The organism is Streptomyces rimosus subsp. rimosus (assembly GCF_000720725.1).
Lineage (GTDB): Bacteria > Actinomycetota > Actinomycetes > Streptomycetales > Streptomycetaceae > Streptomyces > Streptomyces rimosus_A.
On record NZ_JOCQ01000045.1, the window covers coordinates 19,814 to 37,383 of the forward strand.

Below are 17,570 nucleotides of genomic sequence, written 5' to 3' on the forward strand. Positions count from 1 at the left end.
CGTCATCCTCCGGTCAGCCGCCGGCGGGCTGCCCGGCCCGGGGCGCGGTGCCCAGGTGGGCGCCCACCCGCTTGACGAGCAGCGTCATCTCGTACGCGACGAGCCCCACGTCCGAGTCGGCGTCGGCGAGGACGGCCAGACAGCTGCCGTCGCCCGCCGCGCTGACGAACAGGAACGCTTCCTCCAGTTCGACCAGCGTCTGCCGCACCCGGCCCGCCTCGAAGTGCCGGCCCACGCCCTTGGCGAGGCTGTGGAAGCCGGAGGCGACCGCCGCGAGGTGTTCGGCGTCCTCCCGCGTGAGGTCCTGGGACGCGCCGGTGGCCAGGCCGTCGCTGGAGAGGATGAGCGCCTTGCGGATGCTGCCCACCCGGTCGACCAGTTCGTCGAGGAGCCAGTTCAGCTCGCCCGACCCCTGCGGGCCGCCCTTCGACTCGGCACTGGCCGCTGCTGCCTTCGGTGCGGTCATCGACCGTCCCCTCCCGATGTGGTTCCTGGTGCTGTGCCCGGGCTGCCGTCCCGCCCGTCGTCCTCGCCGTTGTCGCGCCGGCCGCGCTGCCAGCCGCGCTGGAGCGAGGCCATCCGGGCGCGCACGTCCTCGGCGTCCCGGTCGTCGGCGGGGCCGGCCGGCCCGCCGGGCTCGTCCTGTGCGACGGGCTCCGCCTTGAGCTGGGGGGCGAGGCTGGCCTGCCGTACGCGGCGGGGCAGTCCGCCCGCCGTCGTCGCGGGCGGGCCGGCCGGGGCGCGGCCCGCGTCCGTCGTCGTACCGGTGTCCATGTCCGCATCCGTGTCGCCGTCGGTTTCCGCGTCGGAGCGTACGTCGGCACGTGCTGTCGCGTCGACCGGCCTGCCATGGTCGGAGACCAGCACGGGCGGGCGGTGGCGGCGCGGCAGCGGCGCGGGTCCGTCGCCGGCCGGTGCCTGGTCGCGGGTCTGCTGGTGCTGTTCCGGGGCGCCGGGGGACGGTACGGGGGCGACCGGCGCGGGGCCGTCGCGGCGGGGCCGGCCCGTGCCGCTGTCGGCGCCCGGTTCGCGGTCGGTGCCGCGTGCGGTGCCACGCAGGCTCCGCCGGCCGGTCCGGCCGCGGAAGACGCTGTCCTCGTCGGTGGCATCGGAGTCCGTCCGCTGTACGCGCTCGGCGGAGGGCAGCGGAGGCTCCAGTTCGACGGGCCCGTCGATGACCCCCGGAAGGCGGCCGTCCGGTTCGGGCAGCGGCACGGGCACCTGGGCCAGCGCGGCCAGCTTGCCGCCGGGCGCCTCGATCTCCCCGGTGCGGCGGCCGTCGATGCGCCGGCTGCCGGTGTCCTGGCCGTCCTCGCGCTCGCCCTCGGTCAGCAGGCCGGAGGGGATGAAGACGACGGCGGTGGTGCCGCCGTACGGGGAGGGCTGGAGCGAGACCCGCACGCCCTGGCGCTGGGCGAGGCGGCTGACCACGAACAGGCCGAGCCGGTCGGTGTCGGACAGCTCGAACTCGGGGGTCTCGGCGAGCCGCAGGTTGGCGTCGAGCAGGATGTCGGGGGCCATGCCCAGGCCCCGGTCGTGGATCTCCAGGGTGAAGCCGTTGGAGACCCGCTCGCCGACCACCTGGACCGCGGTGTGCGGGGGCGAGAAGACGGTGGCGTTCTCCAGGAGTTCGGCGATCAGGTGGGTGAGGTCGGAGACGGCGGGGCCCTGGACGGCCAGCCGCGGCAGCCGGCGCACCTCGATGCGCTCGTAGTCCTCGACCTCGGCGACCGCGGCCCGCACCACGTCCATGAGCTGGATGGGCTTGCGCCACTGCCGTGAGGGGGCGGCGCCGGAGAGGATCACCAGGCCCTCGGCGTGCCGGCGCATGCGGGTGGTGAGGTGGTCCAGGCGGAACAGGTCGGCCAGCTCGTCGGCGTTCTCGGTACGCCGTTCCATGGCGTCCAGCAGGGTCAGCTGGCGGTGCAGCAGGACCTGGCTGCGGCGGGCGAGGTTGACGAAGACCTCGGAGACGCCGCGGCGCATGTCGGCCTGTTTGACGGCGGCCTCGACGGCGGCCCGCTGCAGGGTGTTGAGCGCCTGGCCGACCTGCTCGGTCTCGCTCTGGCCGAACTCCAGGCGCGGCGCCTCGGTCTCCACGTCGACCTGTTCGCCCGCGGCCAGGCGGCGCATGACGCTGGGCAGCCGGACGCCGGAGACCTCGTGGGCGGCCTTGCGCAGCCGGATCAGGTCGCGGACGTGCTTGCTGCCGATGCGGACGGAGACGATGACCGAGACCAGCAGGGCGACGAAGCCGAGGACGCCCGCGATGCCGGCCTTGAGCAGCACGCCCGTGGCGACCGGCTCGACGCGTTCCTTGTAGCGGTCGCCGGCCTCCCGGCCCATGCGCTGGAGGTCGCCGAGGACCTTGCCCGCGGCGGCGTCCCAGCGTTCGGCGTTGACGGCGCGGGCGGCGGCGGTCGGTCCGGCAGCGATGACGCGGTCCTCGTAGGAGGTCAGTTCGGCGCCGGGCGCGGAGCGCCAGTAGTCGGCGAAGGTGCTGCGCTCCTCGCCGGGCAGCAGGGGCAGGCTGGTGTCGTAGAGCACGCGGCGCTCGGCGACCCGGTCGGAGAAGGCGCGCAGGTCCTTCTTGTCCATGGTGCCGGAGACGATCGCCGCGGACATCAGCGCGTCCTCGCGGGCGACCGCCTCGCGGGCGCGGGTGACGTTGACCAGGGCGCGGCCCTGCTTGTCCATCTCCACGTTCTCCAGCGCGTGCAGCGCCGCGAGGAATTCGTAGTTGGGGTCGACGAGGTCGTTGTACGCCTCGAACGCCGCGTCGCGGGAGATGGTGTTGTCCTCGATCTGGGCGCGCAGCGGGGACAGCCGGTTCAGGCTGCGGACGATGTCGTCCATCCGGGCGCCGGCGATGCCGTCGAGGTCGTCGCGCACGTCCGGGTTGTCGGCGTTGTCGCGCAGCTTGGCGACGACCTTGTCGGTCTCGCGGGTGCGCTCGCGCAGGGCGGCCGCGGAGTTGGCCCCGCGCCGGTCGGCCAGGTAGAGCAGGCTCTGCCGGCGCTCCCGCTGGAGTGCCTGGACGGCGTCCTCGGCCGGGTAGCCGAGTTTGGCGACGACGTTGCCCACGCCGAGCAGCTGGTCGGCCTCGCGCCCGGTCAGATACGTGGCGAAGGCCCACATCGCCGTGAGGGACACCAGCGGCACCAACAGCAGCGCTGCGATCTTCCGAGTGATCGTCTTCCCTCGAAAGCTGCGCATGGCCTCCCCTACGTCAACCCCGGCGCACGGGGATGGTGTTCCGTCAACAAACGGCGCGAGCCTACTACTGACGAGGGACCTGACCGAAGTCTTGTCCGGACACCGGATCCGCAGGTCAGGGGCGGATCGTCCGCAGTTGTCGGCTGATTCCCGGACAACCCGCCCGCACATGTGGCCTCGAACACCTCCCCCGCGCACGCGAGTGCGCCGGAGCGGTTGGCCGAAAATCTCTTGGGCCGGGAACCGGGCGGCCTTCCCGTTCGTGACCATGGTGGGTGGTGGTGTCGGCACGGGTGTGGCGCGGGCGCGCGGCCGGCAGACATGTGTCGGGTGGAAGCCGGGCAGGCACCTGGTGTGACAAGCGGGGACATGCGGGTACATGCGGGTACGGGGAGAGTGACGCCGACGATGGATCACGAGGACGGTGGCGCTTACCCGATCGGCAGGCGCCCGTTGTGGGTGGAGGAGCCGGCGGCAAGGCGCCGGATGCCCGATCCGGTCCGTACGGCCGCGGTGCGCGCCGTCATCATCGCGTCGGTGACCCTCATTCAGGCCATGGTGGCGTTCTTCTGCGCGATGGCCGGTGCCTGGTTCGCCTTCCCCGCGGTGCTCAGCACGGTCGCGAGTACGGTCGTGGCGACCTGGGCGGTGCTGGACGTGTGGGTCACACGCCAGGTGTGGGTCCAGCGCAACGGCGTCCGCTCGCAGCCGAGCAGTACGGCCAGGAGGCTGCGCCGGGAGCGCCGGCAGGCGCGGCGGGCGTCCCGGAAGGCCCACGATCCCCGGGAGGGCCCGTCGCGAGTCGGCGGCGCAGCCGCATGAACGGCCGCGGGCGGTCGACGGCGAACGCCGCCGTGGTGCGCCCGTCCCGTTCGCAGACGGCCAGGAAGCTGCGCTCTCCGGGGTCGCCCTCGACGATGCGTACGGCGTCCCGCGGCCCGGGCCGGCCGGCGAGCTGAAGGCGTACGCCGTACTGGTCCGACCAGAAGTACGGCGGCGCCTCGTGCCGCGCGACGGTGCTGCCCGCGAGCAGGTTGCGCACGGCGGTGGCGGGCTGTTCGGTGGCGCCCGTCCAGTGTTCGGTGCGCACGCCCGCGCAGCGGGCCACATCGCCCGCGGCGACCACCTGCGGCACAGAGGTCATACCGCCCGCGTCGCACACCACCCCATCGTCCAGGGGCAGCCCGGATCCGGTCAGCCAGTCGGCGGCGGGGCGCACTCCGATCCCGACGATCACGAGGTCCGCGTCCAGCAGCCGCCCGTCGGCCAGTTCCACGGCCCGGACGCGGCCCGTGCCGTCGTCGCGCAGCCCGGCGACGCCGGTGCCGCACAGCAGCCGCACCCCGTGGCCGGCGTGCAGGTCCGCGCAGATCCGCGCGAGGTCCGGGCCGAGCTGGGGCACCAGCGGCAGCGGCGCGGCCTCGACCACCGTCACCGGCAGGCCGAGCGCGGCGCAGGACGAGGCGGCCTCGGCGCCGATGAAGCCGCCGCCGATGACGACCACGCGGGGCGTGCCGTCGTGCAGGGCGGTGCGCAGCGCGTGGGCGTCGTCGTAGGTGCGCAGTACGTGCACGCCCGCGAGCGGCGGCCCCGGCAGCGTGCGCGGGACGGCTCCGGTGGCGATGACGACGCCGTCGGTGCGCAGGGGGCGGACCGTACGGCCGTCGTCCACCGTGACCGTGCGGGCCGCGGTGTCCAGTGCGGTGGCCCGGGTGCCGAGGTGCCATTCGGCGGCGAGGGCGTCCTCCTCGTCCTGGTCGCACAGCCGGAGGTCTTCCAACTCCATGGCTGCGGGCGGGCGTTGGGTGAGAAAGCTTTTGGACAGCGGCGGCCGGTCGTACGGGCGGTGGCGCTCGGCGCCGACGATGACCAGCCGGCCGTCGAACCCCTCGCCGCGCAGCGCCCGCGCCGCGTACAGCCCGGCCAGGGAGGCGCCGACGACGGTGACGGTCCTCATGCGTAGGCGTCTTCCCGTACGGCGGTCCCCCGCGCGGCGGGCCGGACATGGATCATGCCGTCCGCCTCGGTGACCTCGTGGGTGCGCACGGGGCGGCGGGCCGGGAGGCAGCTGGGCCTGCCGGTACGCAGGTCGAACAGGGCGGCGTGCAGCGGGCATTCCACCTGGCAGCCCTCCACCCAGCCCTCGGAGAGCGAGGCGTCCTGGTGGCTGCACCGGTCGTCGAGGGCGTAGAGGACGCCTTCGCTGCGGAAGACGGCAATGGCGGGTGTGGTGGCGTCGATCTCGATCCGTACGGCCCCGCCCTCGGGCAGGTCCTCGGTGCGGCAGACGGGAATCATCTGGCCCCCTCAGCGCTGATCGGTATCATGGCGTTCTGAATAACGCATCGCGTAGCGCATTGCGCAACAGAATCCAGTCCGGGGAGTGTGCCGTCAAGGGGCCGCCGACGCTTCTTGGCCGGGCCCCGCCGACGTGCCCCGCGGGGCCAACGGGTGGTGACGCCAGAACCATGCCGAAGACGAGCGAGGCGGCCGACGACCGGTCCGAGGAGAAGCGGGGAGCGGCCGGATCCGTGCAGTCCGTGGACCGCGCGGTGAGCGTCCTGGAGATCCTGGCCCGCCTCGGCGAGGCCGGAGTCACCGAGATCGCCGAGGAGTTGGGGGTGCACAAGTCCACCGCCTTCCGCATCCTGGGCGTCCTGGAGCACCGCGGGCTCGTGGAGCAGGAGCACGAGCGCGGCAAGTACTACCTGGGCGCGGGGGTGCTGCGGCTGGCCGGCGCCGCCGCCATCCGGCTGGACATCTCCCAGGAGGGCCAGCCGGTGTGCCGGGCGCTCGCCGACGACACCGGGGAGACCGCCAACATCGCCGTCCTGGACGGGGACGCGGCGGTCAACATCATGCAGGCGCGCGGCGCGGCGGCGGTCACCGCGTACAACTGGCTGGGCCGCCGTACGCCCCTGCACGCCACCGCGAGCGGCAAGGTCCTGCTCGCGCACCTGCCGCGGGAGCGCCGCGAGCGCCTGATCGAGCGCAAACCGGCCCGCTTCACGCCGAACACCCTGACCGTGCCGGGCGAGCTGCGCCGGCAGCTGACCGCCGCGGCCGAGCAGGGTTACGCCTGTTCCTGCGAGGAGCTGGAGGTCGGGCTGAACGCGGTGGCGGCGCCGGTGCGGGCCCACGACGGCGCGGTGATCGGCGCGATCGGCGTGTCCGGACCGGCGTACCGGATGGCGCAGGCGCTGCTTCCGGACCTGGCCGGGCGGGCGGTGAAGGCGGCTGCCGAGCTGTCCCGCCGGATGGGTTTCGCGGGCTGAGGGCCCGGCCGGGCGCCCGCCGCCCGGCCGGGTTTCGGACCCGGGCTCCGCGGCCACCCGGTCCCCCCTTGACGGATCGCTCACGGACTTCCAGCATGTCTCTCATGGCGCAACGTAGCGCGCCATCAGCAACACAGGGGATTCCCAAGGGCGTTGTTCCGTCTCCCGCGGCTCCCTGCGCCTCCCCCGTTTCCCCTTCCGTACCGTGCGGTCGCCTGCCTCCCGCCGGTCCCGTACGTCGCGCCATCCCCCATAACGGCATCCGTGCCGGCTCCACGCACCCGCCCTGCCCCCGGCAGGCGCTGTTTAGGAGTGAGTCATGCCGCACGAAGCACGCGCCGTCGTCGCCGCCAAGAAGGGCGCGCCCGTCGAGGTGCTGCCGATCCTCGTCCCCGATCCCGGACCGGGGGAAGTCCTCGTCACCGTGCAGGCCTGCGGGGTGTGCCACACCGATCTGCACTACCGCGAGGGCGCGGTCGGCGAGGACTTCCCCTATCTGCTCGGCCACGAGGCCGCCGGTGTCGTCGAGGCCACCGGCCCCGGCGTCACCGGCCTCGTGCCGGGCGACTATGTGGTGCTCGCCTGGCGGGCGCCCTGTGGCCGGTGCCGCTCCTGCCGCCGCGGCCGCCCCTGGTACTGCTTCGACTCGCAGACCGCCGCCCGTCCCATGACCCTGCTGGACGGCACCGCCCTGACCCCGGCGCTGGGCATCGGCGCCTTCGCCGACAAGACCCTGGTCGCCGCCGGGCAGGCGGTCAAGGCCGACCCGGCGGCCCGCCCCGAGGCCGCGGGCCTGATCGGCTGCGGGGTGATGGCCGGGTACGGGGCCGCGGTGCACACCGGGGGCGTGGGCAGCGGCGACACCGTGGCGGTGATCGGCTGCGGCGGGGTGGGCAGCGCCGCCATCGCGGGGGCCTCCCGGGCCGGGGCGCGCCGGGTGATCGCCGTGGACATCGACGACGGCAAGCTGGACGCCGCCGAGCGCTTCGGCGCCACCGACACCGTCAACTCCCGCGGCACCGACCCCGTCGAGGCGGTGCGCGCGCTGACCGGCGGGCACGGCGCGGATGTCGTGATCGACGCGGTGGGCCGCCCGGAGACGTTCCGGCAGGGCTTCTACATGCGGGACCTGGCGGGCACCCTGGTTCAGGTCGGCGTGCCCGAGCCGGACCACCACATCGAACTGCCGCTGCTCGACGTGTTCGCACGCGGCGGTTCCCTGAAGTCGTCCTGGTACGGCGACTGCCTGCCCAGCCGGGACTTCCCGGTCCTGATCGACCTCCATCTGAGCGGCAAGCTCAACCTGGACGCGTTCGTCTCCGAGACCGTCCGGCTGGAGGACGTGGAGGAGGCGTTCGCGCGGATGCGGCGCGGAGAGGTGCTGCGTTCGGTGGTGGTCCTGTGACCGGCTCCGGCGGCCCGGCACGGCGCCGCATCGTGATCGTCGGCGCGGGCATCGTCGGCTGTGCGCTCGCCGACGAGCTGACCGCGCGCGGCGCCCGGGACGTCACCGTGCTGGAGCAGGGCCCGCTGCACGCCCCCGGCGGCTCCACCTCGCACGCGCCCGGCCTGGTCTTCCGTACCAACGTCTCCAAAACGCTGAGCGACTTCGCCATGTACACCGTCGAGAAGTTCACCGCGCTCACCGAGGACGGCCGGCCGTGCTTCGACGCCGTGGGCGGGCTGGAGATCGCCACCACCGGGGAGCAGTGGGCCGAACTGCACCGCAAGGCCGGGCTGGCCGCCTCCTGGGGCATCGAGGGCGAGCTGATCGACGCGCGCCGGTGCGCCCGGCTGTGGCCGATGCTGGACGCCGCGAAGGTGCTGGGCGGGTTCCACACCCCCGGTGACGGGCTGGCCAGGGCGCTGCCCGCGGCCCGCGCGCAGACCGCACGGGCGCGGGACCGGGGCGCCCGCTTCCTGGAGCGGCACACCGTCACGGGCATCGAGCGCGACGCGGACCGGGTGACGGCGGTCGCCACCGACCGGGGCACCTTCCCCGCGGACGTGGTGGTCTCGGCGGCGGGCTTCTGGGGCCCGGTGATCGGGGCGATGGCGGGCGTGTCCGTACCGCTGCTGCCGCTGGCCCACCAGTACGCGAAGACCTCCGCGCTCGCCGGTCCGGACGGCCGGCGGCCGATCCTGCGCTTCCAGGAACGTGACCTGTACTTCCGCGAACATACGGAAGACGGCGTCGGCCGGATCGGCATCGGCTCGTACGCCCACCGCCCGATGCCCGTCGACCCAACCGCGGTGCCCGCCTTCGACGACGCGCCCGTCATGCCCTCCTCCCTCCCCTTCACCCCCGACGACTTCGCCCCGAGCTGGGAGGACAGCCGCCGGCTGCTGCCCGCCCTCGGGGAGGCGCGGATCGAGGAGGGCTTCAACGGGGTCTTCTCCTTCACCCCCGACGGCATGCCGCTGCTCGGCGAGGTGCCCGGGCTGCGCGGGTTCTGGCTGGCCGAGGCGGTGTGGGTGACCCACTCGGCGGGCGTGGCCAAGGCGGTGGCCGAATGGCTCACCGAGGGGCGGCCCGCCACCGACGTGCACGAGTGCGCCATCGCCCGCTTCGAGGAGGCCCAGCTCTCCCCCGCCTATGTCACCGAGCGCGGCAAGCAGCAGTTCGCCGAGGTCTACGACGTGATCCATCCGCTCCAGCCGCTGTGCCGCCCGCGCCCGCTGCGCGTGAGCCCCTTTTACGAGCGGCAGCGGGAGCTGGGCGCATACTTCCTCGAAGGCGCGGGCTGGGAGCGTCCGCAGTGGTACGAGGCCAACGCGCCGCTGACGGACGGCATCCCGCTGCCCGAGCGGGACGCCTGGTCCGCACGTCACTGGTCACCCATCGCCGCGGCCGAGGCGCACACCACCCGCGAGCGGGTCGCGCTGTACGACATGACGCCGCTGCGGCGCCTGGAGGTCAGCGGGCCGGGCGCCCTGGACTTCCTCCAGTACCTGACCACCAACCAGCTCGCGAAGAAGCCGGGCTCGGTGACGTACACGCTGCTGCTGGACGATGCGGGCGGCGTCCGCAGCGATCTGACCGTGGCCCGGCTGGGGGCCGACCGCTTCCAGGTCGGCATCAACAGCGGAATGGATCTCGACCACCTGACCCGGCGCGCCCCCGACGGCGTGCAGGTCCGCGACATCACGCCCGGCACCTGCTGCATCGGTGTCTGGGGCCCGCGCGCCCGCCATCTCGTGCAGCCGCTGACCCGCACCGACTTCGGGCACCGCGCGTTCGGCTACTTCAAGGCGCGGCAGGCGTTCCTCGGCGAGGTGCCGGTGACCGCACTGCGGCTGTCGTACGTCGGCGAGCTGGGCTGGGAGCTGTACACGAGCGCGGATCTGGGCCTGCGCCTGTGGGACACGCTCTGGGCGGCCGGGCAGCGGTACGGCGTGGTCGCGGCCGGGCGCGGCGCGTTCGACAGCCTCCGCCTGGAGAAGGGCTACCGGGCCTGGGGCCGGGACATGACCACCGAGCACGACCCGTACGAAGCGGGTCTGGGCTGGGCCGTCCGGATGGACAAGGGCGACTTCGTGGGGCGCGCGGCCCTGGAGGGACGGTCGGCGGACACCGTTCGGCGCAGGCTGGTGTGTCTGACGCTGGACGATCCGGCGGCGGTGGTGCTGGGCAAGGAGCCGGTGTTCGTGGACGGCGTGCCCGCCGGTTATGTGACCAGCGCCGCCTATGGCTGCTCCGTCGGGCGGACGGTCGCCTACGCGTGGCTGCCCGCGCGGGCCGCGGTACCCGGGACCGCCGTGCACATCGAGTACTTCGGGGAGAAGGCCGCGGCGACGGTGGCCGCGGAGCCGCTGTTCGACCCCGCGATGGAACGTATCCGCAGATGACCGTCCACAGGCAGTCCGTCGCCCGCAGCCCGTCGGGTGTCCCCGCCGACCCGGGAGGTCCGCTTGTCCCCCACCCATGACGTGATCGTGCTGGGCCTCGGCGGCATGGGCAGCGCCGCGGCCCACCACCTGGCCGCGCGCGGCGCCCGCGTGCTGGGCCTGGAGAAGTTCGGGCCGGTGCACACGCACGGCTCCAGCCACGGCGGCTCGCGCATCACGCGGCAGTCCTATTTCGAGGATCCGGCGTACGTACCGCTGCTGCTGCGCGCCTACGAGCTGTACGAAGAACTGGAGCGCGCCACCGGGCGGCGGATCGCCACGCTGTGCGGCGGGGTGATGCTCGGGCGGCCGGACAGCCGTACCGTCGCCGGGTCGCTGCGCTCCGCCCGCACCTGGGACCTGCCCCACGAGATGCTGGACGCGCGGGAGGTACGCCGCCGCTTCCCGACGCTGACGCCGGGCGCCGACGAGGTCGCGCTGTACGAGGCGCGCGCCGGGTTCCTGCGCCCGGAGAACACCGTGGCCGCGCAGCTCCAGCTCGCCACCCAGGGCGGCGCCGACCTGCGCTTCCAGGAACCGGTCACCCGGTGGGAGGCGCTGCCGGGTGGCCGGGGCGTGCGGGTGCACACGCCTGAAGACGCCTATACGGCGGGCCAGTTGGTGATCTGTCCGGGCGCCTGGGCGCCGGAGCTGCTGGACGGTCTCGGGGTGTCGTTCTCCGTTGAGCGCCAGATCATGCACTGGTTCGAGCCCACGGGCGGCACGGGTCCGTACGTCCCGGAGCGGCACCCCATCTACATCTGGGAGGACGCCGACGGCGTACAGATTTACGGCTTCCCCGCGATCGACGGGCCCGGGGGTGGCGCGAAGGTGGCGTTCTTCCGCAGGGGAACCGTCTGTACGCCGGAGACCATCGACCGGGCCGTCCACGAGGACGAGGTACGGGCGATGGCGGGGCAGGCGGCCCGGCTGCTGCCGTCGCTGCCCGGCCGCCACCTGAAATCCGTCACCTGTATGTACACCAACACCCCCGACGAGCACTTCGTCCTCGCGCGGCACCCCGCGCACCCCGACACCGTGACCGTGGCCTGCGGCTTCTCCGGACACGGCTTCAAGTTCGTGCCGGTGGTCGGCGAGATCCTCGCCGACCTGGCGCTGAGCGGCGACACCGCGCACCCGGTCGGCCTGTTCGCACCCGAGCGCCTGCTCGCTGCCGCCCCGGCCACCACCCCCTCTCCCGCCCCGTCCGCCCCAGGAGGCGTCCGATGACCCTCGCCCCCGAGACCGCCGGAGCCACCGGAACCGCCCCGGCCGCCAGCCTCGCCGCCACCCTGCCCGGCGCCTTCTACACCGACCCCGGGACATTCCGCCAGGAACAGCGGCACATCTTCGAATCGCTGTGGTGCTGCGCGGTGCGCGCCGCCGACCTGCCGCGGCCGGGCGCGTTCCGTACGGTCCAGGTCGGCCGGGAGAGCGTACTGGTGGTCCGCGACCGGCGCGGCGGCTTCGGCGCGTACCTCAACGTGTGCCGCCACCGGGGAGCCCGGCTGTGCACCGAGGAGTCCGGCGAGGTGCGGCGCAACCTCCAGTGCCCGTACCACGCCTGGACCTACGACCTGGACGGGCGCCTGGTCGCCGCGCCCAACCTGCAACGGATGCCGGACGTGGACCGCGCCGAGCGCGGGCTGCTGCCGGTCCGGCTGCGCGAGTGGCTGGGCTATGTGTGGGTGTGCCTGGCCGACGAGCCGCCGTCGTTCGAGGAGACGGTGATCGGCGCGGTCAGCGAGCGGCTGGGCGGGACGGAGGCGATCGGGCGGTACGGGATCGACGGACTGGAACTCGGACGGCGCGTCACCTACGACGTGCGCGCCAACTGGAAGCTGATCGTCGAGAACTTCATGGAGTGCTACCACTGCGCCACCATCCACCCCGAACTGACCGACGTGCTCCCGGAGTTCACGGACGGGTTCGCCGCGCAGTACTACGTGGGGCACGGCGCGGCGTTCGCGGACGAGGCCGAGGGGTTCACCGTGGACGGCAGCGGCGGCTTCGCCCGCATCGCGGGCATCGAGGAGAGCCAGGACCGCCGCTATTACGCCGTCACCGTGCGCCCGCAGGTCTTCCTCAACCTCGTGCCGGACCATGTCATCGTGCACCGGATGTTCCCGCTGGCCGCGGACCGCACCGTCGTGGAGTGCGACTGGCTCTACGCTCCCGAGGTGATCGCCTCGGGGGCCGACCTGTCGCGGTCGGTGGAACTTTTCCACCGGGTCAACACGCAGGACTTCGCGGCCTGCGAGCGGACCCAGCCCGCGATGGACTCGCGGGCCTACCGGGCCGGCGGGGTGCTCGTCCCCAGCGAGCACCACATCGCCGGCTTCCACCGGTGGGTCATCCGGCTGCTGCCGGGGGGTCCTGAGGCTCCGGGTTCTCCTGAGGCTCCGGGTTCTCCTGAGGCTCCGGGTTCTCCTGAGGCTCGGGGTGTCCCTGAGGTTCCTGGGGCACCGGCCGGTCCTCCTGCCGCTCGTCCTCGGGACGGCGGTACATCCGCGTCGCCGTGATCTGCCCGTGCACCGGCTCCGACTCCGGGTCCTGCTGCGGCAGACCGGGTCGCAGATGCTCCTCGACGCTGATGTACTTCAGCCCGGCCCGCAGGTCCGCGTCGTTGCGCAGCCGGATGACCAGCGGGAACTCGGCGAGTGCGGTGGTGTCGAAGAGGCCGGTGGTGTAGAGCAGCTGGACGCCCAGCGCGTCGGCGACGGCGCGCTGGAGCTCCAGCAGGTACGTCGCGTTCGCGCGGCCGATCGGGTTGTCCAGGAACAGCGTGCCGGCGTGCCGCTGCTTGTCGCGGCCTCGGTCGTTGCTGCGCAGCGCGGCCATGGTGCAGTACAGGGCGATGGCCGCGGTCAGCAGCTGGCCGCCGGAGAACACGTCGCCCATCTGGCCGACCGGGACGCGCTCGGCGCGCAGCACCGCGTCCGGCTTGAGGATCTCCACCGCCACGCCGCGCGGCTGGAGCGCCGCGCTGACACCGCGCAGCAGCAGGGACATGCCGTCCCGGCGCAGGTCGCTGTTCTTCTTGACCGCCGAGCGGGTGGCCTCGTCGATCACCTCGCCCAGCCGCTCGGTGAGCGTGGCCTGATCCGGGTCGTCGAAGCGGATGCGCAGGAACTCCTGCCCGGACCACTCCCCCAGGCCGCCGGGCAGCTGGGAGAGCCGCTGGGCGGAGCGGAGCGTCGCCAGCGACGACTCGACCAGGCCGCGCAGCCGGTCCACGATGCTGTCGCGGTTGCGCTCCAGCTGCTCCAGCTCGTCGGTGAGCACCCGCAGGCGGGGCGCGAAGGCGTCGGCCCACTTGGCGGCGTGGTCGGGCAGCGCCGCCGCGGGCAGTTCCCGGATCTGCTGGCGGGCGGGCGTGCGGACCTGCTCGTACTTGGTGGAGTTGGCGTGGCGTACGAGCACGTCGCTGGCCTCGCGCACCGCGGCCTCGGCCGCCGACAGGTCGCTCGCGCAGCCGCGCAGCGAACGGCGAGACTCGGCCGCGGCCTGCCGCGCGTCCTCCAGGCGCCCGGCATACGGCTCGGGGCGCTCGCCCTCGTCCTCCTGGGTGTCGCGCAGCAGGTCGCGCAGCATGGCGGCGATCTCGTCGAAGCCGGAGGCGGCGTCCTCGGCGGCGCGGTGGGCGCGCAGCAGCTCGGTGTGGGTGGCGCGGGCGGTTTCCAACGCATCGTCGGCGGTGGCCAGTTCGGCGTTGGCGGTGCGCAGCAGTTCCTTGGCGCGGTCCGCGTCGGCGGGGATCATGTCCTCGGGCAGCTCGGTGTGCGCCTCGCCGTCGGCCGGGGCGAGCCGCTCGGCCTCGCCGCGCAGGCGGCCGAGCTGTTCACTGGCGGCCGAGGCACGCGACTCCAGCCGGGAGACCAGGGCCTCGGCGCGGGCGGCGGCGGCCTGCCGGGACGGTCCGTCGGCGGCGTCCGGGCTCTCCAGGAGCTGTTCGGCGCGGGTGCGGACCTTGTTGGTGAGACGGTTCAGCTCGGCCAGGGCGGCGCTCTCGTCGCCTTCCGCGCGGGCCTGTTCGGCGCGCAGGTCGGCGCCGACGCCCACCTTCTCGTAGACCTGGGAGGCGGCGCGGTACGCCTCACGGAGCGCGGGCAGGGAGGCGGTCGCGGGCTCGGTGCCGTCCTCGCCGATGTCGTCCGGCACGCCCGCGATCTCGGCGCGCTCGGCGCGCAGCGCGTGGGCCGTGCGCCGGGCGTCGTCGGCGGCGCGCTGGGCGGTGCGGCGGTCCTCGTCCGCGGCCCGCGCCCGGTCCACGCACCCCTCGGCGCGTGCCTCCAACTCGGCGCTCTCATCGGCCAGTTCACGCAACCGGACCTGCCAGTTGGCGCGCTCGCGCAGCCGGTGGGCGAGCCCGGCGAGGGCGTCGGCGACCCGGCGGGCGCGCTGCGCGGCCTCCTGCCGCTGATCGCGCACGCGCGCGGCCTCGGCGGCCTCCTCGTCGGCCTCGGCCCGTACCGTACGCACCTCGGCCAGCTCGGCGGCGGCGGTGTCGGCGGCCGTACGGGCTTCCTCGGCAGCGGTGGCCAGTTCGGCGAGGCGGCCGGGCGGGCAGCCCGTACGCCAGGAGGAGAGGCGGGCGGCCAGGGCGCGGTCACCGGCCAGCCGGGCGGCCAGCGCGCGGATCTCCTCGTCCCGCTCTATGGCACGCGCACGCAGCGCCTGGCGCTCCTCGTCGGCGGCGGACTCGTCGTGCATGGCCGGGTTCGGCGGGACGAGGAAGACGCCGCTGTCCTGGGCGTCCGGCGCGGGGGTGGGCGCGAGCAGGGCCGCGGCGGTGCCGACGGCGACGGTGGAGCGCGGCAGCAGCGCGGCCTGGGCGAGCACGTCGCGGGCCCGTGCGTGGGTCTCCGGGTCCGTGATGATGACGCCGTCGACCAGCTCGGGGCGGGCGGCCAGCACTCGGGTGTGGTCGGCGGGGTCGACCGACTGGGCCAGGTAGCGCCAGCCGGGCAGCGCGGGGACGCCGTGCTCGCCCAGATACTCGACGGCGGCGAGCACGTCGGGGCCGGGCGGCAGCAGGCCGCCGTCGCCCAGCGCGCCGAGGATACGGGCGTCGTCCGCGGCGGCGGTGCGCAGGTCGAAGAGCTGGCGCTCGGCGGAGGCCACGCTCTCGTCGAGCAGGTCGCGCAGGTCGTCGGCGTTCCGGTCGAGTTCTTCGGCGGTCAGGGGGCCCTCGGAGGCGGGGCGGCGGACGCGGTGGGGTTCCTCCGGGGAGTCCGCGGGCTGCCCCGTACGGGGTCCGGGCACGCCCGCCTTGGCGGGCGCCTGCGGCAGTCCCAGCAGGTCGGCGAGCCGCTGCTCGGCGCCGATCGACTCGGCGGCTTGGCGCTCGGCCTCGTACGCCCGCTCGGCGGCCTGGGCGGCGTCCTCGGCGCGGGCCGCGGCCAGTTCGGCGGCGGCGAGCCGGGTGGCGGCCTCCCGAGCCCGGTCGGCGGCGCCGGCCGCGGCCTCGCGCGCCGCGTCCCAGCCCTCGACCGTGGACTTCTCTGCGTCCGACGCGGCCAGCGCGGCGCGCGCCGGGTCGGCGTCCGGCGCCGAGTCGTCGAGCCAGCCGGCCTTCACGGCCTCGGCGGTCTCCTGCTCGACCTCGGCGAGCCGCTGCTTGAGGTGTTCGGCCTCGCTGCGGGCGCGCTGGGCGTGGGTGGCGGCGGCGGTGGCGTCGCGGTGCGCGGTGTCGCTGGTCTCCTGGAGGGCGGCCGAGCGCTCCTCCTGCTCGTTGGCGATGCCCTCGCTGACGTCGGCGGCGGCCTGGAGGGCGCGCACCAGTTCACCGGCGGCCTTCGACCGGGCGGCGAGCGCGGGCGCGGCGTCCCGCTCGGCCTCGCGGATCGCGGCGGCGACACGGGTGGCCCGGTCGGCGGCGGCGCGGTGGCGCAGCACGGTCTCGGCGGCCTGCCAGGCGGAGTGCAGCGTACGGGCGTCGTTCAGCTCGCGGCGCTGGGCGGCGGCGCCCTTCTCGGCGGCGGCCAGCGCCAGCGACGCATGCCGGTAGGCGATCTCGGCGGAGATCAGCGCACGGCGCTCGCGGACCCGCTCGGCGTCGGTGACCGCGTGCGCGGCGGTGGCGACCTGCTCGGCGAACTCGGCGGCCCGGCCGCGCTCCTCGGTGCCGCGGGCGTGCAGCCGCTGGGCGAGCGTACGGGTGCGGCGCTCGGCGCCCGCGTGCACGTCACGGGCGGTCTCGCGCTGCTCGGCGGCGTCCGCGATACGGGACAGCAGGTCCAGCGAGCCGGCGGTGAAGTCGCGCTCGGCGGTCAGTTCGGCGCGGCGGCCCAGCTTGTGCGCGAAGCCGTGCACGAGGTCGGCGAGGCCGTCGGTGTCGCGGGTGTCGGTGACCGCGCGCAGCAGCAGGTCGGTGAAGTCGGAGTCGTTCTTGACCGCGAAGAGGCCGGCCGCCTCACCCTCGTCGGCATTCATCTCCCGCTGGTAGCGGAAGAGTTCGGGGTCCAGGCCCAGTTCGCCGAGGTGCTCGTTCCACCGCTCGTGGATCTCGACCCAGGAGACGTCCAGGTTGGGGTAGTTCTTGCCGGCCTCGACCAGGGCGTCCCGGAAGCCCTTCATCGTACGGCGGCGGCCCCGGGCCCCGGAGTGGCCCTCGGCCTGCTCGCCGCGCGGGCGGACGACGGTGGCCTCGGCGACCGGCAGCGAGTCCAGGCTCATGCCGGGACCCGGCCGGAAGCTGTACCACGCCTCGGCGAACTTGCGCGGATCGTTGGAGACCTGCCGGCCGCGCCACTCGCTGACCTTGCCGACCACGATGGACTCGCCGGTGAGGGTGTGCTGCCACTCCAGGGCGACATGGCCGCAGTCGTCGGCGAGCAGGAACTTGCGCAGCACGCCGGAGCTGGCGCCGCCGAGGGTGTTGCGGTGGCCCGGCAGCATCACCGAGAAGATCAGCTTGAGCAGGACGGACTTGCCGCCGCCGTTCTCCAGGAAGAGGACGCCGGCGGGGGCGGGCCGGCGCGGCGGGCCGACCGGCTCGTCCTCGAAGAAGTCCGCCTGCGCGGGCGCCGGGTCGGGCACCGGCGCGCCGACTCCCCGCAGGTCCAGCACGGTGTCGGCATAGCGCGCACCGGCGGGCCCGATGGAGTAGAGGCGGACCCGGGACAGCTCGTACATGGCGGCGGACTCTCGTTGTGTGGGCGGACGGTGGTCGGTGGACGGGAGATCTGT

General features: G+C 74.4%; 9 protein-coding genes and 1 pseudogene. 5 read left to right on the forward strand and 5 right to left on the reverse strand.

Annotation, left to right across the window (positions count from 1 at the left end):
* Nucleotides 1-13 precede the first annotated feature (13 nt).
* The 4 genes from IH45_RS0123155 to IH45_RS0123180 form a co-directional block, all read right to left on the reverse strand.
* Nucleotides 14-466 (reverse strand): roadblock/LC7 domain-containing protein, encoded by a 453-nt coding sequence (locus IH45_RS0123155; protein WP_030671598.1) that lies wholly within the window; start codon nt 464-466, stop codon nt 14-16.
* The gene (locus IH45_RS0123160; RefSeq protein WP_030671601.1) at nt 463-3,216 is read right to left on the reverse strand and encodes a nitrate- and nitrite sensing domain-containing protein; all 2,754 of its coding nucleotides are present in this window, start codon (nt 3,214-3,216) and stop codon (nt 463-465) included. Before IH45_RS0123160 ends, IH45_RS0123155 begins: the two co-directional genes overlap by 4 nt.
* Nucleotides 3,217-3,880: 664 nt before the next feature.
* Nucleotides 3,881-5,173 carry an NAD(P)/FAD-dependent oxidoreductase gene (locus IH45_RS0123175; protein WP_063763041.1) on the reverse strand — a complete coding sequence of 431 codons (1,293 nt, stop codon included), beginning with the start codon at nt 5,171-5,173 and terminating at the stop codon, nt 3,881-3,883.
* Nucleotides 5,170-5,514, reverse strand: a complete 345-nt coding sequence (locus IH45_RS0123180; RefSeq protein WP_030671607.1) for a bifunctional 3-phenylpropionate/cinnamic acid dioxygenase ferredoxin subunit — start codon at nt 5,512-5,514, stop codon at nt 5,170-5,172. The genes IH45_RS0123175 and IH45_RS0123180 overlap by 4 nt, the downstream gene beginning before the upstream one ends.
* A gap of 170 nt (nt 5,515-5,684) precedes the next feature.
* On the opposite strand from IH45_RS0123180, the gene IH45_RS0123185 reads away from it, so the two are divergent.
* From IH45_RS0123185 to IH45_RS0123205, 5 genes and pseudogenes are all read left to right on the forward strand, one after another.
* Entirely contained in the window at nt 5,685-6,491 is an 807-nt protein-coding gene (locus tag IH45_RS0123185) for an IclR family transcriptional regulator (protein ID WP_030671611.1), read from the forward strand.
* A gap of 319 nt (nt 6,492-6,810) precedes the next feature.
* Nucleotides 6,811-7,896: an S-(hydroxymethyl)mycothiol dehydrogenase gene (locus IH45_RS0123190; RefSeq protein WP_030671613.1), complete on the forward strand. Its 1,086-nt coding sequence runs from the start codon at nt 6,811-6,813 to the stop codon at nt 7,894-7,896.
* Nucleotides 7,893-10,340: a GcvT family protein gene (locus tag IH45_RS0123195; protein WP_030671616.1), complete on the forward strand. Its 2,448-nt coding sequence runs from the start codon at nt 7,893-7,895 to the stop codon at nt 10,338-10,340. The genes IH45_RS0123190 and IH45_RS0123195 overlap by 4 nt, the downstream gene beginning before the upstream one ends.
* Nucleotides 10,341-10,403: 63 nt before the next feature.
* Nucleotides 10,404-11,609, forward strand: a complete 1,206-nt coding sequence (gene solA, locus IH45_RS0123200) for an N-methyl-L-tryptophan oxidase (protein ID WP_030671619.1) — start codon at nt 10,404-10,406, stop codon at nt 11,607-11,609.
* Nucleotides 11,606-12,751: pseudogene (locus IH45_RS0123205) on the forward strand (aromatic ring-hydroxylating oxygenase subunit alpha); the annotation flags it as partial. The gene solA and the pseudogene IH45_RS0123205, both read left to right, overlap by 4 nt.
* On the opposite strand, the gene IH45_RS0123210 reads toward IH45_RS0123205, so the two are convergent.
* Entirely contained in the window at nt 12,732-17,516 is a 4,785-nt protein-coding gene (locus IH45_RS0123210; RefSeq protein WP_234440638.1) for a hypothetical protein, read from the reverse strand. The pseudogene IH45_RS0123205 and the gene IH45_RS0123210 sit on opposite strands and share 20 nt — an antisense overlap.
* Nucleotides 17,517-17,570: the final 54 nt, after the last annotated feature.

Coding starts and splice junctions, on each gene's coding strand:
- IH45_RS0123185 (WP_030671611.1), top strand. CDS start 5,685: ATGCCGAAGACGAGCGAGGCGGCCGACGACCGGTCCGAGGAGAAGCGG.
- IH45_RS0123155 (WP_030671598.1), bottom strand. CDS start 466: ATGACCGCACCGAAGGCAGCAGCGGCCAGTGCCGAGTCGAAGGGCGGC.
- IH45_RS0123190 (WP_030671613.1), top strand. CDS start 6,811: ATGCCGCACGAAGCACGCGCCGTCGTCGCCGCCAAGAAGGGCGCGCCC.
- IH45_RS0123180 (WP_030671607.1), bottom strand. CDS start 5,514: ATGATTCCCGTCTGCCGCACCGAGGACCTGCCCGAGGGCGGGGCCGTA.
- IH45_RS0123160 (WP_030671601.1), bottom strand. CDS start 3,216: ATGCGCAGCTTTCGAGGGAAGACGATCACTCGGAAGATCGCAGCGCTG.
- IH45_RS0123210 (WP_234440638.1), bottom strand. CDS start 17,516: ATGTACGAGCTGTCCCGGGTCCGCCTCTACTCCATCGGGCCCGCCGGT.
- IH45_RS0123175 (WP_063763041.1), bottom strand. CDS start 5,173: ATGAGGACCGTCACCGTCGTCGGCGCCTCCCTGGCCGGGCTGTACGCG.